The sequence below is a fragment of the Flavobacterium galactosi genome (assembly GCF_048158585.1).
In the GTDB taxonomy this organism is placed as follows: domain Bacteria; phylum Bacteroidota; class Bacteroidia; order Flavobacteriales; family Flavobacteriaceae; genus Flavobacterium; species Flavobacterium galactosi.
Genome location: NZ_JBLNKV010000005.1, coordinates 36,450 through 58,181, shown reverse-complemented (window position 1 = coordinate 58,181; position 21,732 = coordinate 36,450). Strand labels below are relative to the sequence as shown.

Here is a 21,732-nt window from a genome sequence, read left to right as displayed (position 1 = left end):
TTGTTATTATCAACTTATATCTTTCGGTACAACTAACTATCAAATACGCTACTCTTTGCAGATGGCCATATTCAAGAACAAATCAAAACCATACCCAAAGATAAGACAAATTTCAGTTCAAACTACTCTAATAAAACACTTTAACGCTTAATTAACATCGTGATTTTAGAATTTTAAAAACACTATTTAAAATAAAATTTCCACCCGTCAAAAACCAATCTTGGTAAGTAACCATAAAAAAAGAGGCCTTTTTAAAGGGCCTCTAATTCAGACTTTGATTTGTTATTATCAACTTATATCTTTCGGTACAACTAACTATCAAATACGCTACTCTTTGCAGATGGCCATATTCAAGAACAAATCAAAACCATACCCAAAGATAAGACAAATTTCGGTTCAAACTACTCTAATAACTCATTTTAACTAATCATTAACTGTTTAAATTTTAACACATTATACAAAATAAAACCCTATAAACCCGATCGATCCTTTATAAATTTAAATCACAATACTTCACAAAAAAAGGAGGCCTTTTAAAGGGCCTCCGATTGTAGATTTTGATTTACCATTTATCAGGTCATACCGTTAGGCATGAAATGACTATTTGAATAAGCTTCTCTTTTCAGATGGTTTTACACAAGTGATTAATCAAAACCACACTCAAAGATATAATTATTATCAGTTTAAATTATTAAAAAAAGACACTTTAACCATTATTTAACTTATTGATTTTAAATACATTAAAACAACATGTGAATTCCTATTATCTATGAGCAGTTCGTGCCGTTATTGACATTATCATAATGAAAAATATAAAAAATGTATCTTTGGAGGATTAAATTAAAACCAATAAAATGCAACTCGTTTTCGCTTCCAATAACAAAAATAAAATTCTGGAAATACAAAGTATGCTTCCCGATTCAATCAAAATTCTAAGTTTAGAAAGTATTGGTTGTCATGAAGAAATTCCTGAAACAGCAGAAATCATTGAAGGTAATGCTATCTTAAAAGCAAATTATGTTACCCGCAACTATGGTTACGACTGCTTTGCTGATGACACCGGACTTGAAGTGGATTCTTTGAACGGAGAACCTGGAGTTTTTTCAGCACGATATGCAGGAGAACAGCGCAATGCCGATGATAATATGGATAAATTATTAGAGGCTTTATCAGATAAAAATAATAGAAAGGCACAATTCAGAACAGTGATTGCTTTGAATTTAAACGGAAAACAACATCTTTTTACAGGAATCGCCCGGGGCGAAATTACTTTAGAAAAGACAGGTAATCAAGGATTTGGGTACGACCCTATTTTTAAACCTGAAGAATATCAGAAAACTTTTGCACAATTATCATTGGACATAAAAAATAAAATCAGTCACAGAGGAAAAGCAACACTACAACTAATTGATTTCTTGAAGGGAAATAAATAAATGTTTTTAATACAACATTTTTATAACAATATATTCGAATTTGGATCGTAATCTCACACTGATTTTTCAAATCAAAACCCACGTTTCACAAATAAAAAAGATAACTTTCTGATAATCAAATTACAATAAATCATTAAATCTTAAAATAGCATTAGTTTATATGAATTATAAACAGTAATTTTGCACCCTATTTTAAAAATACATATGAATAAATTTGAACAATTAGGATTGAGTGAATCGTTACTGAAGGCGATTTTAGATCTAGGATTTGAAAATCCGACCGAAGTACAGGAGAAAGCGATTCCCCTATTATTGGAAAAAGACACAGATATGGTTGCGTTGGCTCAGACAGGGACAGGGAAAACGGCAGCTTTTGGTTTTCCAGTTATTCAGAAAATTGATGCCAACAACAGGAATACACAAGCATTAATTTTATCTCCAACACGCGAACTTTGTTTGCAGATTACCAACGAAATTAAAAACTACTCTAAATACGAAAAAGGTATCAATGTGGTAGCAGTTTACGGTGGAGCTAGCATAACAGATCAGGCGAGAGACATAAAGAGAGGCGCACAAATTATTGTGGCAACTCCAGGAAGAATGCAAGACATGATTAATAGAGGTTTGGTAAATATATCTCAAATCAACTATTGTATACTTGACGAAGCTGACGAAATGTTGAACATGGGTTTCTACGAAGATATCGTAAACATCCTTTCTACTACGCCAGACGAAAAAAGCACATGGTTATTCTCGGCTACAATGCCTGCAGAAGTGGCTAGAATTGGAAAACAATTCATGAAAGATCCTATTGAAATTACAGTTGGAGCTAAAAATTCAGGTTCGGCTACCGTTTCTCACGAATTTTACCTTGTAAATGCACGTGATCGTTACGAAGCTTTGAAACGTTTAGCAGATGCTAATCCAGACATTTTCTCAGTAGTTTTTTGTCGTACCAAAAGAGATACGCAAGCTGTTGCTGAAAAACTTGTTGAAGACGGATACAGCGCTGCCGCATTGCACGGAGATTTATCTCAAGCGCAACGTGATGGTGTAATGAAATCTTTTAGAGGAAGACAAATCCAAATGCTTGTAGCTACTGATGTTGCTGCACGTGGAATTGACGTTGATAGCATTACTCACGTAGTGAATTATCAATTACCTGATGAAATTGAAACTTATAACCACCGTTCAGGTCGTACTGGTCGTGCTGGTAAATTAGGAACTTCTATTGTAATCGTAACTAAAAGTGAGTTGCGTAAGATTTCTTCAATTGAAAGAATCATCAAACAAAAATTCGAAGAGAAAACAATCCCTTCTGGAATTGAAATCTGCGAAATCCAATTGTTACACTTAGCTAATAAAATTAAAGATACAGAAGTTGATCACGAAATTGACAACTATCTTCCTGCAATTAACAGCGTTCTTGAAGGTTTATCGAAAGAGGAATTAATCAAGAAAATGGTATCGGTTGAATTTAACCGTTTTATCAATTATTACAAGAAAACCAGAGATATTTCTAATCAAGCTTCAGGTTCTGAAAGACGTGAGCGTGATGATAGAGATGGTGCTCCAAGAGAAAATAACAATGGTGGTGCAACGAGATATTTTGTGAACATCGGTTCTAGAGATAACTTTGATTGGATGTCATTGAAAGATTACTTGAAAGAAACATTAGACTTAGGTCGTGATGACGTTTTCAAAGTAGACGTAAAAGAAGGTTTCTCTTTCTTTAACACTGATCCGGAACATACTGATAAAGTAATGGAAGTATTGAACAACGTACAATTAGAAGGACGTAGAATCAATGTTGAAATTTCTAAAAATGATGGTGGCGGAAGACGTGATCATAACGGAAGAAGTTCTGGTGGAAGTTTTGGAGGCGGAAGAAGTTCAGCTCCAAGAAGAGAAGGTAGTTTTGCTCCAAGAAGAGAAGGTTCTGGCGGTGGCGGATTTAGAAGCGACAGAAATTCAGCTCCTAGAGAAGGTGGATTTGGCGGAAGAAGCGATTCTAGAAGTGCTGCTCCAAGAAGAGAAGATGGTTTTTCATCTGACAGACCTAGAACTGAAGGTGCATCTGATAGAGCGCCTAGACGTTCTGAAAGCTTTGGTGATTCACCAAGACCAAGAAGACCAAGAAGAGACTAACATTTAGTTAATTTTCTTATAATTATATAGAGAAACTACAAAATATTTAATCCTCTTTTATTACTTTTAAAGTTTTAAATGAGTTTATGAAATATTTTGTAGTTTTCTTTTTTTTAGTACTATCTGCAACCGCTTTTGCGCAAGTTATAGAACATTCCCAAAGAGTTAATGGTATTATTATCAACAACAATTCTAAGCTGCCTTTGTCTAATGTAAATATCATCAACATCAACAAAGTAAGAGGCGCAACTACCGATTCTAGAGGGTATTTCGAAATTGATGTACAACCAAACGATACTTTACATTTTACTATCTTAGGCTTCCAATCTTTAAGAGTTCGGGTTACAAATGACTGGATAAAAAATAAAAGCACGAAAATTCAACTTACCGAAAAAGCAATCGCATTAGAGGAAGTAGTCATCAGACCTTTCAATTTAACGGGTTATCTGGAAGTTGATTCAAAATTAATTCCTACAAAAGAAAACTACCGTTATAGCATTTCAGGATTAACACAAGGGTACGAAGCAGGTGAATATTCTCCAAATGCCTTTGGAAGAGTACTTGGCTCTATCTTTAACCCAGCGGATATGCTTTATAATTTCTTTGGTAAAAACCCAAAGGAACTCAAAAAGCTAAAAGAAATGAAAAAGGATGATACGGTTCGAAATCTACTCGAATCTAAATTCGACAGAGAAACCATATCTGTACTTCTTGGTGTGGATAAAAATGAATTAGCCGAAATTTTGCAACGCTGTAATTACTCGGAAGCATTTATACAAACGGCAAATGATTTACAAATTATGGATGCCATAAGTGGCTGTTATGAAGAATATAAAATTCTGAAGAAAAAATAACATAACGTCTACAGGTTTAATCTAAAGACAATTCCAATCCTCAATTACGAAAGCAGTTGGGGATTTTTACTTCTAAAATACTTAAATTTGAGTTTTAGCCACAATTTAATTAATACAACAAAATCAATGTCCGACATACCTTTCCAATGCATTAATTGGGACAAAATAGAAAGAACAGAACATAGAGGGGAAACAGGAACCGCTTATTGGCAAACTTTCCAATTGGGAGGACTCCGAATTCGGAAAGTTATTTATTCTGAAGGTTATTTAGCAGATCATTGGTGCCAAAAAGGACATATTGTACATTGCATCGAAGGAAATTTTATTAGCGAAATGGAGAATGGTGAACAGACAAATCTGTATAAAGGAATGACTTATGTGGTTTCTGATGATTTAAGCTCTCATCGCTCTATTGCCACTAATGGAGTGGAATTACTAATCATCGACGGGGATTTTTTGAAATAATATTTAAAACAAATCAAAATATTATATACATTTACTTACATCAAAATTAAAAACAAAATTTAAATACCTACATCATGGCAAAAAGTCAAGACGCAAAGAAAACTTTGAAAAAAGAACCTTTAAAAACGGCAAAAGAAAAGAAAGAAGAAAAAAGAGATAAGAAAAACAGTCCTAAAAGAGACTAATTCTTTTATAAAAACAAACCCTCGTGTATTACTAAACGAGGGTTTTGTATTTTATTGAAATTCAATATTATTTAACCGGAATATTGGCTAAAATTTCCAAAACAAATTTCCAAAATTTCTGAGAAGAAGAAATACTCGCTCTTTCATCTGGCGAATGCGCTCCGTGAATCGTCGGTCCAAAAGAAATCATATCCATGTCAGGATAATTAGTTCCCAAAATTCCGCATTCTAATCCTGCGTGACAAGCAACAACTTTTGGTTTCTCGTTATTTTGTTTTTCGTAAATGGCAACCAAAAGATCTAGAATCTCCGAATTTACATTTGGAGTCCAGCCCGGATAAGAACCTGAAAGTTCTACTTCACAGCCTACCAATTCGAAAGCGGAACGCAAAGAATTAGCCAAATCATATTTAGACGTTTCTACAGAAGAACGAGTCAAACATCCTATTGAAATTTCACCTTCTTTGATGATTACTCTGGCAATATTATTAGAAGTCTCCACCAGATTTTCCATATCAGCACTCATGCGATACACTCCATTATGCGCTGCATAAATCGCTCTGATAATTCCTTCCTGAACACCTAAATCCATTACTTTTTTCGGCAAATCGCATTTCACGATTTCGATAGTTAAGTTTGGTTCCGTAGTTTTAAATTCATTTTTGATATCATTAATGATTTCTTGCATATCAAAAATATAAGCTTCGTCAAACATTTCGGAAATAATTACTGTAGCAACACTTTCTCTTGGAATAGCGTTACGTAAACTTCCTCCATTGATTTCCACTACTTGCAAACCGAAGTTTTCAAAAGCATCAAATAACAAACGGTTCATTATTTTATTGGCATTACCCAAACCTTTATGGATATCCATACCTGAATGCCCGCCCTTCAATCCTTTTACAGTGATAATATGTCCAACAGACCCTTCCGGAACTTCTTCTTCATGATAACTTCTTGTAGCAGTTACATCAATTCCTCCAGCGCACCCAATGTCAATTTCATCATCCTCTTCTGTGTCCATATTCAAAAGTATTTGACCTTGAAGAATACCTCCCTTTAGATTTAAAGCGCCAGTCATTCCAGTTTCTTCATCAATGGTAAACAAGGCTTCAATAGCAGGATGTGGGATATCTTTACTTTCCAAGATTGCCATAATTGCGGCAACTCCAAGACCGTTATCAGCACCTAGAGTTGTTCCTCGCGCGCGAACCCAGTCTCCATCCACATACATGTCTATCCCTTGTGTATCAAAATCAAAAACAGTATCGGCATTTTTTTGATGCACCATATCCAAATGGCCTTGAAGCACAATCGCTTTAAGGTTTTCCATTCCTGGAGTAGCCGGTTTGCGAATAATTACATTCCTGATTTCATCTTCAAAAGTTTCCAATCCCAGACTGTTTCCGAAATTTTTCATAAACTCAATCACACGCTCTTCTTTTTTAGAAGGACGAGGTACCGCGTTTAAATCAGCAAACTTGTTCCAAAGTACTTTAGGTTCCAGATTTCTTATTTCTTGACTCATTTATTTTTGTTTGAGGTTTAACATTTACAAGCCACAAAGTTACAAAGTTTAAATTCTTTTCGATACTAATTGATATTGTAATTATCTTTACATATTCAAAGTTCATCCAGTGAAACCAAAATATTTTCTTTCCTTCTTTCTTTTAGTACAAATACTGTTTTTGCAGATTATTCCTTTTTTTCCAGAATATGTCGAGCAATTTTACAGCAATGGCTTATATCCTATTATTTCTACATTTTCGAGAATTGTTTTTGGCACAATTCCTTTTTCTGTGGGTGATTTCATTTATTTCATTGTAATTTCACTTATTGTAATCTGGTTTTGGAAGAAACGAAAATCCTGGAAACAAGTATGGAAAAACAACATTCTGTCTATTTTAAGTTTTGTTTCCGTTTTTTATTTTTTGTTTCATATTCTTTGGGCTTTCAATTATCACCGCCAGCCACTTTTTGAGAAAATGGCACTCCAAAAAGAATATTCAGATGCAGACTTATTGGCTTTCACCAAAAAATTAATCACTAAAACAAATGCTGTTCAAGGTCAGATTACAAAAAACGATAGTTTAAAAGTGGTCTTCCCTTATTCACAAGAACAGGTTTTTGAAATGAACATGAATGGTTATAAAAACTTATCCAATCAATATTCCTATTTTACTTACAATTATTTAAGCACAAAGAAATCGATTCTCAGTTTACCTTTGGCTTACATGGGTTTTGGCGGCTATTTGAATCCATTTACTAATGAAGCACAAGTAAATTATCTTGGACCGATGTATAGTTTTCCAATGACAACCAATCACGAAATGGCGCATCAAATGGGCTATGCCAGTGAAAGCGAATGTAATTTTATTGGATTTTTAGCCTCAGTAAAAAACAACAATTTATACTTTCAATATTCTGGATACAGCATGGCTTTGCGCTATTGCTTAAGTAACTGGCAAGTTCGAAATGAAAAAGTATTTAAACAATTGCTAAAAACTGTTCATCCGGGAATTTTGAAAAACTATAAAGAAAGTGACCATTTCTGGAAGCAATATGAAACCCCAATAGAAACTGGTTTTCATGCTTTTTATGACAATTTTCTTAAATTAAATCAGCAAAAAGATGGCATGGAAGGATATAGTAAATTTGTGAATTTGATGGTAAATTATTACAAAAAAGACAATCGACTATAAACGTGAACCGCTTATAGCCTATTTCTTTTATAAGTTTTTATCTGAATTATATTTTTTCAAGCAATAATCCTGTAGCTGTAAGTCCTGGTCCAAATGCCATTGCAACAACTTTTGTTCCTGATTTTATGTTGGGATCATTTACAATTTCATTAAAAATATGTGGAATCGTTGCCGAAGACATATTTCCCAGACGGCGTAATATTTCATAAGACCAAATCGCCTGATCTTTAGACAATCCAACGGCATCTATGACATAATCAATGATTTTTGGTCCGCCAGGATGTATTGCAAAATGCATATTGGCTTTCTGTTCTTCAAGATCTACACCCCCTTTTTTGCAAAGTGCAGTCAAAAAAGGTTTGATATTTTTACGAATAAAAACGGGAACCCGTTTAGATAGCGTCATTAAAAAATTATATTCACCTAAATCCCAAGACATATCCTCTAATGAATCTGGAATAATTACCTCATGAGCCGCTACAATTCGTAATCCTTTTTTCTCAGGAAAGGAATCATCTTGCATAAACGATTCTTCATCAAATAAGGAATACCCAATGAAACCATCTGCAAAAAGAGAGCAAATCATGGTATTTGAATTGGAAAATTCAACTAGATTTAAATGGGCTGATAATAATTCCGTGTGAACTATATCTACTCTACCTTTAGTTTCGCTAGAGCACAGCAAACTTCTTCCGGTACGAATTGCTGGAAAAGCACCGTAACATCCCATATGATAGGAATGAGTAACTTGAACCGTTTCCCAATCTCTTTCAATAACGGCTTCCTGAGCAACACTGGGAGAGGAATAACCGGAACAAGTAACATGAATTAAATTTTCAGGGCTTGAAATTGTATTTGAATAAAATTCATCAAAAACATATCCCATTTTTCTTTTAAACCATTCCATCCGAACCTCTATTTTAGGTCCAGAAATATTTCCGGGTTTAACTTCAAAACCAACAGGTAAATGGTATTCAGAAGGCAAAGTAATATCCATTTCATTTTCAATAAAATTCTCCACGTTTTCAAAAATCAAAATTTGTCTGCTATTGATACTTTCTGAAGAAACCGAATACTTATCTACATGCTCAGATATAGACTCAAAACTTACTGGCTCTACACTATTATTTCCTGAAATGCCCGATTGTGGGTGATTTTGAAAATAGTAATAGAGAAATTTTGTGTACTGATTGAGCTTTGTTTGATCTATTAATTTTCCCACCAAAATGGGATGAAAATTGGAAAGGATTACATTTTTCATTAATTATAACTTTGTTTATTTTTATAAAATTAATTTAAATTTTATTCGAAAAACAATGTCAATAATATGTTAAAATATAAAAAACACAAATACCTGATTATCAATTACTTATAAAAGCTATATTTTTGTTAAAATACTAAAAATCAGCACATTGTAAGAATGATTTTACATTGAAAAAAAGTACTGATTATCATGCCTGTAAGAATGCTAGCACAACTTTTTATTGTTTAATTTTAAAGTTTTAATCGCTAATTACGATAGTGTTTAATTTGCACACAAGAAGCATTTTCTACGTTTATTTCAGTTCCCGATTTTTTCAACAGACCCGTAACTAAATTTCGTTTAAAAACGACTACATTACCACTTGTTTGATTCGCTGCTATCAAGAACTTTCCTGTAGAATCAATAGTAAATATCCGTGGAGTTTTACCAAAAGTAGATTGATACCCTACTGTTTTTAAAGTACCATTGCTTTCTATAGAAAATATTGCAATATTATTTTCTTCCCCACGATTAGAAGCATATAGAAAACGTCCATCAGGTGAAATGTGAATATCTCCACTACTAAACCCTTCTTTTAATGCATCAGTATGGGTATTAATTCTTTGAATTGGATCTAATTTTCCATTCCCATAGGCATAAACACTTATGGTCCCACTGATTTCTTCAACGCAATAAGCAAATTTACCGTCAGGATGGAATGTAAAATGTCTTGGTCCGCTTCCTAATGTGGCTTGCGTAAAAGGATATTGATTTTCTGAAAGTGGTTGCTCTTTAGCAGAATCAAATCGATAACTTCTAATTTTATCGGCACCTAAATCGGGCAAAAATATAAAATCATAATTCGGGGAAAAGACCGCCGAATGAACGTGGGAGCGCTCTTGCCTTTCTTTGTTAATACTGCCTTCTGAATAGGAAAAATTTTGAACAATTGGATTTATTTTACCAGCTGCAGTTATTGGGTAAACAGAAACACTTCCTTGAGTATAGTTAGCATTTACAAGCCATTTTCCATTTTTATGAACCGATAGATATACGGGGTTTTCACCACCGCTTTTTTGACTGTTAATAAATGTTAGCATCTTGTTTTTAGGTTTGAATTCAAAACTACTGACACTTCCTGCATTTGGTGTTCTTGTTTCTGTGCACGCAAAAACATATTTTCCATTTGGAGATACTGTTAAATAGGAAGGGTTTAGTATATTTTTGACAGTTGTAATTTTCTTTAAATTACCAGTTAAAGTATCCAATTGAAATACATATATTCCCTCTTTATTTTTATCCGAATTATAAGAACCTACAAATACATAACTATTTTGCGAATAGCAATTAAAGCTAACAAATAATATAAAGAAGAAAGTTGCAATAATTTTAACCATTTTTAATTTGATATATAAGAATTTAGAATTACCTCCAAAATCGATTTTTTTACACTTCATCACTCGTAAAAGTCGTGAAACTTTTCTTTTTGTATGGTCGAATAATCAATCTTCCTTCTCGGTCAAAACGAATGTAGTTGTACACCCAATTCAAGAAAACTACCGCTTTGTTTTTGAATCCAATTAAGGAGAATAAATGCACAAACATCCAGACAAACCAGGCAAAAACGCCACTGAAATGGTATTTTGGCAAATCGACTACCGCTTTATTTCTTCCTATGGTTGCCATAGCGCCTTTGTCATTGTATTCAAAAGCTTCCATGGGTTGTTTCCTAATTAATTTAATTATGTTTTCTCCTAACAGTTTCCCTTGTTGCATGGCGGGTTGCGCCATCATGGGATGTCCTTGCGGATATGCTTCGGTTTCCATAGATGCAATATCGCCCACGGCAAAAATATTGTCGTAACCTACTACTTGATTGTATTCGTTTACTCGAATACGCTCTACTTTTTCGACCAAAGATTCAGCATCCAATCCGGCAACTGTAGCACCTTGCACGCCCGCAGTCCATATCACCGTGGCGGTTTCAAATGTCAAATCTGAATTGGTGAGAATCGTTCGTCCGTCATAATTAGTAACGCGGACGTTTTTCCAGATTTTCACACCCAAACTTGTGAGGAATTTTTCGGCGGCTTGTGAGGAATCCTCGCTCATGGTATTGAGAATTCGGTCGCCACTTTGAATGAGATTGATTTCCATTTTTGCAATATCAAGATCAGGATAATCTTTTTGTAAAATGGCTTTTTTCATTTCGGCCAAAGCGCCAGCCAGTTCTACTCCTGTTGGTCCGCCACCCACGAGTACAAAATTAATAAGGCTATTTTGTTCGGCATTATCGGTGGTTAAAACGGCTTGTTCGAAATTTTCAAGAATAAGACTGCGGATATTAAGCGATTGCGGTATGGTTTTCATGGACATACTGTTGCGCTCTATTTCTTTATTGCCAAAATAATTGGTTTTGGAACCTGTTGCTATGACTAGGTAATCATAGGATAACTCCCCTATTTCTGCTTTAATTTTTTGATTTTCAGTATCTATTTCTTCTACATTTGTCAGTCTAAAATAGAAATCATCGTATTCCTGAATCACTTTCCGGATAGGATACGCAATGGAACCCGCTTCCAGTCCGCCAGTAGCCACTTGATACAATAGGGGTTGAAAAGTATGGTAGTTGTGTTTGTCTAAAAGAACCACTTGGACGTCTTTATTTTTTAGTTTTCTGGCCAGCGCAAGTCCTGCAAAACCTCCACCTATGATGACTATTCTGGGTAAAGCTGAATTAGGGATATTCATATTTAAAAAAGTTCTGAATTGTTGGTACTCAAAGATACAACGTTTTTCAACCTTGAATTCTATGAATTATTATCAAAATTTTTGTTTTTGGAAAAAGTTCTTTAGAAATCTAAACATGTCAATTAGCCCCGATGGCAATGGAAATCCTTTCCAGTCCTGATTTTTTTTCAGGACTGGAAAGGATTTCCATTGCCATCGGGACGACTCATTATCATGGATTCTAAAATTTGTGCTTCCAGAAAAAAAAGGCTACTTTGTAACAAAATCTATCTTTGGATTACTAACGTATGTATGAGTGATAATTTAGAACATTCTTTTGTAAAGCAGTTGCAGGAAAATCAGAATATAATCCACAAAATTTGTAGGTTGTATACTAATGGCGATGATGCACACAAGGATTTGTTTCAGGAAATCACGATTCAGCTCTGGAAAGCGTTTCCAAAATTTAGGGGTGACAGCAAATTTTCGACTTGGGCGTATCGGGTGGCTTTGAATACTGCCATCACTTTATACCGAAAAACCAAGCGATCCATAAGTACCATTGAGTTTGAAGGGCGGCAACATTTTTTGAAAGATGTAGAGTATAATTATGAGGAAGAAGAACAGATAAAGCTCCTGTATAAAGCGGTTTATCAGCTGAATGATATTGAAAAGGCGTTGGTTTTTATGTATCTTGAAGATAAAGATTATACTGAAATAGCCGAGACATTAGGAATTAGTGAAGTGAATGCCCGAGTGAAAATGAATAGAATAAAGGGGAAATTAAAAAAAATATTAAATCCATTAGGAGTATGAAAGAGCTGGATTTATTAAAAAAAGATTGGCAGAAGGATAATTCTTTTGAACAAGTTTCGGAAATCGAGATTTATAAAATGATTCATAAAAAATCATCTTCGATAGTGAGATGGATTTTGATTATCAGTATTTTGGAAGTTTTATTGTGGACCTCAATTAGTGTTGTTTTTAATTCGGATGATTATTTAAAAAAGATCAAGCACGATGAATTAATCCAATATTTTGAGGTGTTGACCATTTTTAACTATGGCGTGATATTGGTTTTTATTTATTTATTTTATAAAAACTACATCTTGATTTCGACGACTGCTTCCACAAAACAGTTGATGAAAGACATTCTAAAAACCCGAAAAACAGTCCAATATTATGTTTGGTATAATCTTGCGATGATTGTTTTTAGCCTAATTATTGGTTTTGTGATTGCCTTTTCTTACAATCCTGATGTAAGTATTTTGAAGGATAAAATTGCCAACGACGGAAAAATTATGGCTCTCACGATAGGCATTCTAATTTTGACTATCGCTGTGTTTTTTGGGATATTCTGGTTGTTTTACAGGTTATTGTATGGAATCTTATTAAGAAAATTGTACGCTAATTATAAAGAATTAAAAAAAATAGATTTGTAATTCTAAAAAAGAGTCCGCAATGAACTCTTTTTTATTTTATTAATATTCCCAACGACGGGTTTTGTTCAACTCTTCCTGTTCTTTAATTATTTCGGCTGGAATAACTTTTAAAAACGAAGGATGTTGTTCAATAGCATATTCTACTTTTTCAACGATTTCATCAATTGTATCGGTATCGTAATCAATATCCAAAGGTTCTTTGATGATAAAGGACTGCAGGATTCCTTTCTTTTTCATGCGTAATCCTTTTTTATCAAACGAACGCCGGAAACCATCAATAACAATAGGAATAACAATGGGTCTGTGTTGTTTGATAATATGAGCCGTTCCTTTTCGAACTGGTTTGAACGATTTTGTAGTTCCCTGCGGAAAAGTGATGACCCAGCCATCTTTTAGCGCTATTTTGATATTTTCAGTATCATCTGGATTTATATTTTTCTTATCTTGAACATCAACTCCCTTAGCCCTCCAGGTTCTCTCTACCGAAATTGCTCCTGCATACGCCATAATTCTTGGTAATAAACCTGCTTGCATGGTTTCTTTGGCAGCGACATAATAAATATTCATTTTGGGCTGCCAGAGGTAACATACGTTTTTAATCGTATCTTCCCGACCGCTTAAACTGGCATTAAAGACATGAAACATAGCCACAACATCGGCAAAATAGGTTTGGTGATTGGAAATAAATAATACGTTGGTATCCGGTAAATTTCTGATAATTTCAGAACCTTCAATTTGTAATTCATTAAATCCTCTGTAACGTCTGTGCGTGATGGCTCCGAAGATTCGGATCAACCATTTTTTTATAAATAATATGTGCCCAAAAGGATTTCTCTTAAACAATACCATAAAACTGTGTCTTTTTTTTGTTAATCTGGATTACAAACGTACGAAAATTATTTTTATAGTTCCTTTTACTGCCTCTCAGTAAACCTTTTAAAAATCATTGAATAAATTCATTTTTTCAATCCTGGGAAGGCGAATCTTTCAACCTAAAACCTCTTTCAAAACTTCTTTCAATTCGCTCAACATCATAGCTGTTGCACCCCAAACAATGTGTTCCTCTATTTTGAAAGCCGGAACTGTAATTTTACCGGCATAGGAAGTTACCATTTCAGCACTAATAATTATTTCATCACTCAAAAAAACTGACAAAGGCAATTCAATTATATTTGCCACTTCATTAGAATCAGGAATAAAACTGATTTCGGCTCTGCTAATTCCTAAAAAAGGATGCACCATAAAATTACTGGGCGGGATATACAATGCTGTAAAAGGCTTGATGATTTCTATGTCTCTCGGAGGAATTCCTATTTCCTCATGGGTTTCCCGTAAAGCCGTATTTGCAAAAACGGTATCTTCCGGCTCAAATTTTCCTCCAGGAAATGCGATTTGGGAAGAATGGGTCCCATCATAAGAGCTTCTCACAATTAACACCAAATGTGTTCTTCCATTTTTAGGATAAAACAACATCATCACTGCGGCTTTTCTTGATTTTTTATCATCAAACATTCCATTCTTCAAAGCATCTATTCGCTTTAGGGGCGCCATTTTAATGTGCGCTTCAATTGCTGGAAGCTTTGCTTGAGCAAAATTGGGAACATATTTTAAAAAATCTTGAAAATCCATAATCAAAGTCTATTTTTGCCTACCAAAAGATCTTATAAATATAGTTTAGAAAATAACGTTTAGCAAATTTTCTAAAATCAAATTCAAATAAATAAAAATGTACAGCAAAGAAGAAACTCAAAAATTAAAACGAGAATTCTGGGTCGCATTCGCAGAAAAACACCCCCGAAAATGGGTTCTATATGATACCAAAATCAAAGATTTCTCTTTCAAGTTTTATGTAGATAATAAAAAAGCACAAGTTTTAATAGATATTGAGCATCGCAATGATGAAAAACGAATTGCCTATTTTGAAAAAATAGAAGCATTAAAAAACATTCTGGAAGACGAATTCATTAAAAATTTAGTTTTCGAAAAAGACTATACTCTGGAAAATGGCAAAACCATCAGTCGCATTTGGGTTGAAAAACTAGGGGTCGGCGTTAGCAATCGCAATTATTGGGATGAAATTTTTGATTTCTATCAGGAGAAAATGAATGCTCTGGAATTATTCTATAGGGAGTATGATGAATTTATAAAAGATATTGAGAAAATTTAGGGCGTGACCAATTGAAAAAATGGGTCGGGCTATACGTTACAAGTCCTCGCTCTTCCTTTGTCAGGCTGTGGGCTTTTCACTACCATCCCTCATGTAACATAACGGCATAAAAAAATCTGCTTTATAGAGTGCCCCAAATAGTGTCTAATTTTTTGGGGCACTCTATAAAGCAGATTTTTTATTTACATATTGAAAATATTATAAACTACAATTCTGTCATCATAATTGATGTACAATTGTTTTCTATTGTCTTGTTTTTTTCGGGTAATGATTGAAAGTGTACAGTCATCTCCATTATTGTCTTTACAAGTGAAAGAATAAACTATATCGGTCTCATTCTCTTCAGTGGCTTGATAATCTATAATTTCAAACAATTGAATAACTTGGGAATAAATTACAATTCTGTCTTTATTAGTGTCCAATGTGACTAAAATATTGACCAAATCCAAATCAGACCATTTTCCCCATTTCCCATTTTCCTTTTTTTCTAAAACACTTAAACCTGAAGTTTTAAACTTATAGTTTTGGCTATAGGAATATTGCAGTCCTAAGACCATAAAAAGCAACATTATAAATATTTTTTTCTTTGTCATTATTTAAAAATCAAAATTCATTACTTCTCTTATAGCCTTTTCAAAATCAGCTATCATTTCTTCAACGATTGCTCCCGCTGGTTTTATCTCGTGAATTAATCCTGCGACTTGACCTATTTCTAATTCTCCTTCGATTAAATCTCCCTCAAACATTCCGAGTTTTGCTCTCGCTCTTCCTAACAAACTGATTAAATCTTCTTTTGTTGCGCACTTTTCATATAAATGCTGAACATCCTGATAAAATTTATTTTTAATCAATCGAACAGGAGCGAGTTCTTTCAAAGTCAATTGCGTATCGCCTTCTTTAACATTTACAATTGTTTCCTTAAAATTTTCATGTGCTGACGATTCCTCCGAAGCAGCAAATCTGCTTCCTACCTGAACTCCGTCTGCTCCTAATACCATAGCGGCAAGCATCCCACGACCAGTAGCAATACCTCCGGCAGCGATCAACGGAATATTAATTTTTTCTTTAACCATTGGAATTAAAGTAAACGTAGTGGTTTCCTCTCTTCCGTTGTGTCCTCCGGCTTCAAATCCTTCGGCAACTATGGCGTCAACACCTGCATCCTGAGCTTTCAATGCAAAAACAGAACTACTGACCACATGCACTACCGTTATGCCATTTTCTTTCAAATGAGAAGTCCATATTTTCGGATTTCCAGCTGATGTAAAAACGATTTTCACTCCTTCATCAACAATAATTTTCATGATTTCTTCCATGTTGGGATACAACATCGGGACATTTACTCCAAAAGGTTTTGAAGTGGCTTTTTTACATTTTTGAATGTGTTCCCGCAAGACTTCAGGATACATGGAACCCGCTCCTATTAATCCTAAACCTCCGGCATTACTAACCGCACTCGCTAATTTATAACCGCTATTCCAAATCATTCCTCCTTGAATAATTGGATATTTAATTTTGAAAAGCTCCGTGATTTTATTCATGCGCTATTTGATGCTGTTATTGTTTTATTATTTTTCCGCTTTTATAAAAAGATTTTGATTCTACTTTGTATATGTAAATCCCTTTACTCAATGCTTTCAATGAAATACTGGCCGATTCAATTGTGATTTCTTTATCAAGTACTTTTTGACCTGAAATAGAATAAATACTAACCATTGCTCTATCTAATCCAACTGGTAATGAAATTGTAATAAAATCAATTGCCGGATTTGGATAGATTATAAAATCATCTTTCGAAAAAGTGTTTAATGATAACCCGTTGCTCACCGCTAAATTAAAATCTGGAATACCATAACCATATTGATTATTGGGTGTCGCAAATCGATCCGCTGATTTTAATACCAACTGTCTTATTTCGGAATTGGTTTTATTAGGATTTGCTTGCCATAAACAAGCAATCATTCCTGCCATAATAGGACTGGAAAAGGAGGTTCCATTTGCGGCTATGATATTTCCAAATGCATCAGACAAAACATCAGATTGTCCTTGTGCCATCACATCCGGTTTTATTCTACCGTCAGACGAAGGACCTACTGAACTGAACGAAGTCAAAACTTCGGTAGAATTTACTGCACCTACAGCAATAACCGAAACAGCATCTGCAGGAACTCCAACATGGGGGTCAGCTGTTCCTCCTGAATTTCCGGCTGAAGCCACCACAATCATACCTCTACTAAACGCAATTTCAGCACCACGCGATATAAAAGTTGTAACACCATTCATTTCACTGTAAGTATGACTGTAAGTACTCTTATCGTATTCAAAATATCCTAGAGAAGTGTTTATAATATCAACTCCCAAACTATCTACTTTTTCCGCTGCTTCCACCCAAAGAGATTCTTCAACAGGGTTTTCGGAGGTATCATCTTCTGTAATAAATAAATAATAGGAAGCATCTGGTGCTGTTCCCACTAACGAATTTTCTTTGTAACCGCCCATTGCCGAAAGTACTGATGTTCCGTGCGAAGCTCCAGTGTAAAAATCCGGACTTCTTAAAACAAAATTATACCCTCCTAAAATTCGGTTATTATCTCTTAATCGTTGAAAAGGTTGGGCTGTATTTACACCCAGAAAACCAGCATCTAGAACGGCTATTATTTTTCCGGAGCCAGTATAATTCTGTTGATGCAGTACTTGTCCGTTAAGCATCTGGATTTGATTTGCTGAGGTTCCGTAAGCATAATCAATTTTGGTTTTCTTGTTTTTAGCTACCTTTTTTATTTTGGACAACTTTGCGATTTTTCCAGTTAGATTCAGTGATTTATCCGCAAAATCAACTTTACTAACAAAAGGAAAGGTCTTTAAAGAATTTATAATTCCTTGTGCACCCCGAACATGAATCGCATTCAACCATTTGGATTTTGCCATAACAGTAATTCCTGCAACGGCTTTTACTTGACTGATGTATGTTGATTCAACAGGAACATCTTTAAAATCTAAAACTAAATTCTGATTGATTCTTCTGTCCAAAGCTCTTTGGGAAAGCATTTTTAAAGGCGAACTTAAATAGGATTGAGAATTGGGTTTGGCATTGAAATATACCCAAGCATCTTCTTGAGAAAAGCCAACGGAAGAAATGAATAAAAAAAGAAGTAAATATATTTTTATCATAATAATATTATTTCTTTAAGTCATAAAAACCCCAATAAAATCTATGACTTAAGTTCCAAAAGAATTATTTCACGGCATTTAAAGTTCCGATAAAGCACCATTTTTCAGTCTTTTTATAAATTAAAGTACTAAACTAAGAAATTACTCCCGAACCAACTAATTCTTCTTCTAAATACCAAGCAACAAACTGTCCTTCGGTAATTGCGGATTGTGGTTCTTGAAAAGCTACAAACATGCCGTTTTCAAATTGATGTAAGGTGGCTTTTTGCAAAGGCTGTCTATAACGGATTCTGGCCATAACGTCCATGGTTTCGCCATTGGCCAAAGCCAAATCTTTACGAATCCAATGCACTTCAGATTTTTCTATTTGCAATGCTTTCTTGAATAATCCCGGATGTTGACTGGTTAATCCGGTATAAATTGTATTGGTTGCCACATTTGTAGCGATGATAAATAATGGATCCGTTGTTCCGCCTACATTCAATCCTTTTCTTTGTCCAATGGTAAAATAATGAGCCCCTTGATGTTTCCCCACTTTTTTTCCCATTTCTGGAGTATATGGAAGTTTTCTTGCATCGAAAGCTAAATCCTCTTCCAGAGTTAGACCTTCTTGTTTTTCAGAATTGTAAACCGAATCATTTTTATCAATTTGAATAATAAGGCCATCTTTAGGCTGCAATTTTTGTTGTAAAAACTCTGGCAAACGTACTTTCCCAATAAAACACAACCCTTGAGAATCTTTCTTTTCGGCAGTAATCAAATCCATTTGGGCAGCAATTTCCCGAACTTCCGGTTTGGTCAATTCTCCAATTGGGAATAAAGATTTTGCCAATTGCTCTTGTGACAACTGACAAAGAAAATAGGATTGATCTTTGTTGGTATCGGCACCAGCTTTCAATTGATAAACGGTTTCACCATTGACTTCAATTTCACTTTTTTGACAGTAATGTCCTGTTGCCACATAATCGGCTCCAAGACTTAAAGCAATTTTCATAAAAACATCAAATTTTATTTCGCGATTACAAAGTACATCAGGATTTGGAGTTCGTCCTTTTTCATATTCGTTGAACATATAATCAACGATTTTCTCTTTGTATTCTTCGCTTAAATCTACGGTTTGAAAAGGAATCCCTAACTTCTCGGCAACAAGCAATGCATCGTTACTGTCTTCCAGCCAGGGACATTCATTAGAAATAGTAACCGAATCATCATGCCAATTTTTCATAAAAAGACCTATGACTTCATAGCCTTGTTCTTGCAATAAATAAGCAGCAACACTCGAATCTACACCTCCAGAAAGTCCTACAACAACACGCTTCATTTTCAAATAATTATAATTTCACAAGGGTGCAAAGTTACAAATATTTACAATAAGATAAAGAAATAGAATAATGTGTTTAGGCGCTAAAATCAACGAAACTATAATGACTACAAAATAATCATGCCCATATCAGAGAAAAAACCCGAATTCAACAAAATTGATAGAAAAGGAGAGCCATCAAAATTTAGACAACTTAATCCAATAAAATGTAGTTAAAGAAAGAAGATATAATGATAATTGATGCTTGCCAGTTTTAATAATAAATATCTAAAAGGATTTTACTTTTCGAATCATCAATCAGTTTTTCAATTCTTGCATAAAATTCCCCATTTATCATAGGACAGCCAAAACTTTTACAAATTGGTGTTTCCTGCTCTTCACGAGGCACTTTAGCATATTTATGGATAACGATATTTCTCGAAAGAGCATTGTTATTAGTTTGATCCAATCCGAACAATTTATAGGATTTGCCAAATTTTCCATTATAGCTGGATCCGATATAGTATTTGCCTAATGAAGTGCAAAGGGAATTAGCCTCATTGCTAAACAGCATTTGGCCTTCCGTTTGCGTTTCAGAACCAATCCCGTGCGCCACCAAACCTTGGTCCATTATTACATTATTTTTTAAGTCATAAACAAAGAATCTGTTTTTTCCAGAGCTGATTTTCATATCAATCAGAAAAACTATTTCCTTATTATAGTTTGGATTATTGGCAATGAATTTCTTAATGATAGCAGCTCGACTCAAGAGTTTTTCTTCAATTGAATCTCCTGATGCGGCAATAACAGAAGGATTATTTTTAGTGTTTTTTGGTGAAATTTTATTGCTGAAAAATAACATTCCAATCAATGTTAAAACGAAAATTACGTTTCTCATTTTATTGTTCTTAAATATTGGTTCTATTTTTATTCTTAGAGTGTCGCGAAACAATTTATAACACAACACCGTTTCCTAAAACTACCAAAAAACGGGTAGATGTTTACCATAAGTGATGTTTTCATTTTGCAAAACAAGGCATTTATTTTTTTGCCTTAAATTTAATTCTTAATAACGGTTTTACAAGCTCTTTTATTTTATTTTTTTTATTTATTTTTTTGATTTAGTAACGTTTTCAGGAAAGTTCATATTTACGTCTTTTACTTTTTTCCCTTTTTCGAAAAATTGCCAAATCCCTGTTTTTTTGCCATTTACAAATGCTCCTTTTGAAACTACATTTCCGTCAGTATCTTTGAAAATTGCCAAACCATTGTATTCGTTATTCTTGAAAATGGATTCTTCAAGCACAATCCCTTTTTCGGTATATTTTTTATAAATGCCGTTTTTCAAGTTATTTTTATAACTGATTTCTTCAGCAATTTTACCACTCGGATAAAAAACAGTTCGCAAACCTTCTAACTTTCCATTTGCATAATTTTCAATAGTCATTACAATTTTTGAAGCTTGATGATAATACTTCCATTGTCCTTCAAATAATTTGTTGACTACTTTACCCTCGCTAACTTTATTCTTAGCCTGGTCGTAAAAAATAGTGTGGGCAGAATTGTCATTAGGATTGAATTCTCTTGTGGCTATTATTGATTTTGCTTTGGTATCATCATAAAAATTAAAAACTCCCGTTTCTTTCCCATGCGCGAAAGTTCCTTCGTATCGCGGCCGTTTAGATTCTTCATACAACCCTTTCCATACACCATGCTTCTTACCGTTTTGATCTAATTTATTAAAATCTGTTTGCGCCTGAAGACAAAACACATTCAAAAAAATCAAAACAAATATCCCTTTTTTATAAAATGCTTTCATATTAAATACCTTTTAATAGTAACGAATTCAGATGGCTTAAAGTATTTTCTAAACAAAAAAAATCTCGAAATAT

General features: G+C 34.1%; 20 protein-coding genes. 8 read left to right on the top strand and 12 right to left on the bottom strand.

The window, feature by feature from the left end; translation table 11 throughout:
* Nucleotides 1-854 precede the first annotated feature (854 nt).
* From ACM55M_RS11725 to ACM55M_RS11710, 4 genes are all read left to right on the top strand, one after another.
* Nucleotides 855-1,433, top strand: coding sequence for a non-canonical purine NTP diphosphatase (locus tag ACM55M_RS11725; protein WP_416857845.1), 579 nt, complete (start codon nucleotides 855-857; stop codon nucleotides 1,431-1,433).
* A gap of 204 nt (nucleotides 1,434-1,637) precedes the next feature.
* Nucleotides 1,638-3,581 (top strand): DEAD/DEAH box helicase, encoded by a 1,944-nt coding sequence (locus ACM55M_RS11720; RefSeq protein WP_416857844.1) that lies wholly within the window; start codon nucleotides 1,638-1,640, stop codon nucleotides 3,579-3,581.
* A gap of 86 nt (nucleotides 3,582-3,667) precedes the next feature.
* Entirely contained in the window at nucleotides 3,668-4,435 is a 768-nt protein-coding gene (locus tag ACM55M_RS11715; RefSeq protein ID WP_416857843.1) for a carboxypeptidase-like regulatory domain-containing protein, read from the top strand.
* Between the two features lie 126 nt (nucleotides 4,436-4,561).
* Entirely contained in the window at nucleotides 4,562-4,900 is a 339-nt protein-coding gene (locus ACM55M_RS11710) for a DHCW motif cupin fold protein (protein ID WP_416857842.1), read from the top strand.
* A gap of 252 nt (nucleotides 4,901-5,152) precedes the next feature.
* Here the strand turns inward: ACM55M_RS11710 and ACM55M_RS11705 are convergent, their stop codons facing one another.
* The gene (locus ACM55M_RS11705; RefSeq protein WP_416857841.1) at nucleotides 5,153-6,613 is read right to left on the bottom strand and encodes an aminoacyl-histidine dipeptidase; all 1,461 of its coding nucleotides are present in this window, start codon (nucleotides 6,611-6,613) and stop codon (nucleotides 5,153-5,155) included.
* Between the two features lie 109 nt (nucleotides 6,614-6,722).
* Between ACM55M_RS11705 and ACM55M_RS11700 the strand changes: the two genes are divergently transcribed.
* Nucleotides 6,723-7,787, top strand: coding sequence for a DUF3810 domain-containing protein (locus ACM55M_RS11700; RefSeq protein ID WP_416857840.1), 1,065 nt, complete (start codon nucleotides 6,723-6,725; stop codon nucleotides 7,785-7,787).
* Nucleotides 7,788-7,833: 46 nt separating this feature from the next.
* On the opposite strand, the gene ACM55M_RS11695 is transcribed toward ACM55M_RS11700, so the two are convergent.
* The 3 genes from ACM55M_RS11695 to ACM55M_RS11685 all read right to left on the bottom strand — a co-directional run bounded on the left by ACM55M_RS11695 (nucleotide 7,834) and on the right by ACM55M_RS11685 (nucleotide 11,781).
* A complete protein-coding gene (locus ACM55M_RS11695; RefSeq protein ID WP_416857839.1) occupies nucleotides 7,834-9,048 on the bottom strand; it encodes a 3-oxoacyl-[acyl-carrier-protein] synthase III C-terminal domain-containing protein in 1,215 nt (404 codons plus the stop codon).
* Between the two features lie 248 nt (nucleotides 9,049-9,296).
* Nucleotides 9,297-10,427 carry a lactonase family protein gene (locus tag ACM55M_RS11690; protein WP_416857838.1) on the bottom strand — a complete coding sequence of 377 codons (1,131 nt, stop codon included), beginning with the start codon at nucleotides 10,425-10,427 and terminating at the stop codon, nucleotides 9,297-9,299.
* A 49-nt stretch (nucleotides 10,428-10,476) separates the two neighbouring features.
* Nucleotides 10,477-11,781: an NAD(P)/FAD-dependent oxidoreductase gene (locus ACM55M_RS11685; RefSeq protein WP_416857837.1), complete on the bottom strand. Its 1,305-nt coding sequence runs from the start codon at nucleotides 11,779-11,781 to the stop codon at nucleotides 10,477-10,479.
* 291 nt (nucleotides 11,782-12,072) lie between these two features.
* Between ACM55M_RS11685 and ACM55M_RS11680 the strand changes: the two genes are divergently transcribed.
* Together ACM55M_RS11680 and ACM55M_RS11675 are read left to right on the top strand one after the other, a co-directional pair.
* The gene (locus ACM55M_RS11680; protein WP_416857836.1) at nucleotides 12,073-12,576 is read left to right on the top strand and encodes an RNA polymerase sigma factor; all 504 of its coding nucleotides are present in this window, start codon (nucleotides 12,073-12,075) and stop codon (nucleotides 12,574-12,576) included.
* Nucleotides 12,573-13,202, top strand: a complete 630-nt coding sequence (locus tag ACM55M_RS11675; RefSeq protein ID WP_416857835.1) for a hypothetical protein — start codon at nucleotides 12,573-12,575, stop codon at nucleotides 13,200-13,202. The genes ACM55M_RS11680 and ACM55M_RS11675 overlap by 4 nt, the downstream gene beginning before the upstream one ends.
* Nucleotides 13,203-13,241: 39 nt before the next feature.
* Here ACM55M_RS11675 and ACM55M_RS11670 read toward each other — a convergent pair whose 3' ends face one another.
* Both ACM55M_RS11670 and ACM55M_RS11665 read right to left on the bottom strand, forming a co-directional pair.
* On the bottom strand, nucleotides 13,242-14,051 hold the full coding sequence (locus tag ACM55M_RS11670) for a lysophospholipid acyltransferase family protein (protein ID WP_416857834.1): 810 nt from the start codon (nucleotides 14,049-14,051) through the stop codon (nucleotides 13,242-13,244).
* Between the two features lie 138 nt (nucleotides 14,052-14,189).
* Nucleotides 14,190-14,831 (bottom strand): NUDIX hydrolase, encoded by a 642-nt coding sequence (locus ACM55M_RS11665; protein WP_416857833.1) that lies wholly within the window; start codon nucleotides 14,829-14,831, stop codon nucleotides 14,190-14,192.
* 97 nt (nucleotides 14,832-14,928) lie between these two features.
* Here ACM55M_RS11665 and ACM55M_RS11660 point away from each other — a divergent pair, with 97 nt between their 5' ends.
* Nucleotides 14,929-15,369: a DUF4268 domain-containing protein gene (locus ACM55M_RS11660; protein WP_416857832.1), complete on the top strand. Its 441-nt coding sequence runs from the start codon at nucleotides 14,929-14,931 to the stop codon at nucleotides 15,367-15,369.
* 182 nt (nucleotides 15,370-15,551) lie between these two features.
* Here ACM55M_RS11660 and ACM55M_RS11655 read toward each other — a convergent pair whose 3' ends face one another.
* From ACM55M_RS11655 to ACM55M_RS11630, 6 genes are all read right to left on the bottom strand, one after another.
* Nucleotides 15,552-15,962 (bottom strand): hypothetical protein, encoded by a 411-nt coding sequence (locus tag ACM55M_RS11655; RefSeq protein ID WP_416857831.1) that lies wholly within the window; start codon nucleotides 15,960-15,962, stop codon nucleotides 15,552-15,554.
* Between the two features lie 3 nt (nucleotides 15,963-15,965).
* Nucleotides 15,966-16,910 carry an NAD(P)H-dependent flavin oxidoreductase gene (locus ACM55M_RS11650; RefSeq protein WP_416857830.1) on the bottom strand — a complete coding sequence of 315 codons (945 nt, stop codon included), beginning with the start codon at nucleotides 16,908-16,910 and terminating at the stop codon, nucleotides 15,966-15,968.
* A gap of 16 nt (nucleotides 16,911-16,926) precedes the next feature.
* Nucleotides 16,927-18,540, bottom strand: coding sequence for a S8 family peptidase (locus tag ACM55M_RS11645; protein ID WP_416857829.1), 1,614 nt, complete (start codon nucleotides 18,538-18,540; stop codon nucleotides 16,927-16,929).
* 133 nt (nucleotides 18,541-18,673) lie between these two features.
* Nucleotides 18,674-19,861 (bottom strand): tRNA 2-thiouridine(34) synthase MnmA, encoded by a 1,188-nt coding sequence (gene mnmA / locus ACM55M_RS11640; RefSeq protein WP_416857828.1) that lies wholly within the window; start codon nucleotides 19,859-19,861, stop codon nucleotides 18,674-18,676.
* 253 nt (nucleotides 19,862-20,114) lie between these two features.
* Nucleotides 20,115-20,738 (bottom strand): murein L,D-transpeptidase catalytic domain-containing protein, encoded by a 624-nt coding sequence (locus tag ACM55M_RS11635; protein WP_416857827.1) that lies wholly within the window; start codon nucleotides 20,736-20,738, stop codon nucleotides 20,115-20,117.
* 210 nt (nucleotides 20,739-20,948) lie between these two features.
* Complete coding sequence (locus ACM55M_RS11630; RefSeq protein WP_416857825.1) at nucleotides 20,949-21,659, bottom strand: toxin-antitoxin system YwqK family antitoxin; 711 nt, start codon at nucleotides 21,657-21,659, stop codon at nucleotides 20,949-20,951.
* Nucleotides 21,660-21,732: the final 73 nt, after the last annotated feature.

Coding starts and splice junctions, on each gene's coding strand:
- ACM55M_RS11720 (WP_416857844.1), top strand. CDS start 1,638: ATGAATAAATTTGAACAATTAGGATTGAGTGAATCGTTACTGAAGGCG.
- ACM55M_RS11670 (WP_416857834.1), bottom strand. CDS start 14,051: ATGGTATTGTTTAAGAGAAATCCTTTTGGGCACATATTATTTATAAAA.
- mnmA (WP_416857828.1), bottom strand. CDS start 19,861: ATGAAGCGTGTTGTTGTAGGACTTTCTGGAGGTGTAGATTCGAGTGTT.
- ACM55M_RS11680 (WP_416857836.1), top strand. CDS start 12,073: ATGAGTGATAATTTAGAACATTCTTTTGTAAAGCAGTTGCAGGAAAAT.
- ACM55M_RS11675 (WP_416857835.1), top strand. CDS start 12,573: ATGAAAGAGCTGGATTTATTAAAAAAAGATTGGCAGAAGGATAATTCT.
- ACM55M_RS11695 (WP_416857839.1), bottom strand. CDS start 9,048: ATGAAAAATGTAATCCTTTCCAATTTTCATCCCATTTTGGTGGGAAAA.
- ACM55M_RS11715 (WP_416857843.1), top strand. CDS start 3,668: ATGAAATATTTTGTAGTTTTCTTTTTTTTAGTACTATCTGCAACCGCT.
- ACM55M_RS11710 (WP_416857842.1), top strand. CDS start 4,562: ATGTCCGACATACCTTTCCAATGCATTAATTGGGACAAAATAGAAAGA.
- ACM55M_RS11685 (WP_416857837.1), bottom strand. CDS start 11,781: ATGAATATCCCTAATTCAGCTTTACCCAGAATAGTCATCATAGGTGGA.
- ACM55M_RS11705 (WP_416857841.1), bottom strand. CDS start 6,613: ATGAGTCAAGAAATAAGAAATCTGGAACCTAAAGTACTTTGGAACAAG.
- ACM55M_RS11630 (WP_416857825.1), bottom strand. CDS start 21,659: ATGAAAGCATTTTATAAAAAAGGGATATTTGTTTTGATTTTTTTGAAT.
- ACM55M_RS11690 (WP_416857838.1), bottom strand. CDS start 10,427: ATGGTTAAAATTATTGCAACTTTCTTCTTTATATTATTTGTTAGCTTT.
- ACM55M_RS11660 (WP_416857832.1), top strand. CDS start 14,929: ATGTACAGCAAAGAAGAAACTCAAAAATTAAAACGAGAATTCTGGGTC.
- ACM55M_RS11655 (WP_416857831.1), bottom strand. CDS start 15,962: ATGACAAAGAAAAAAATATTTATAATGTTGCTTTTTATGGTCTTAGGA.
- ACM55M_RS11650 (WP_416857830.1), bottom strand. CDS start 16,910: ATGAATAAAATCACGGAGCTTTTCAAAATTAAATATCCAATTATTCAA.
- ACM55M_RS11645 (WP_416857829.1), bottom strand. CDS start 18,540: ATGATAAAAATATATTTACTTCTTTTTTTATTCATTTCTTCCGTTGGC.
- ACM55M_RS11725 (WP_416857845.1), top strand. CDS start 855: ATGCAACTCGTTTTCGCTTCCAATAACAAAAATAAAATTCTGGAAATA.
- ACM55M_RS11635 (WP_416857827.1), bottom strand. CDS start 20,738: ATGAGAAACGTAATTTTCGTTTTAACATTGATTGGAATGTTATTTTTC.
- ACM55M_RS11665 (WP_416857833.1), bottom strand. CDS start 14,831: ATGGATTTTCAAGATTTTTTAAAATATGTTCCCAATTTTGCTCAAGCA.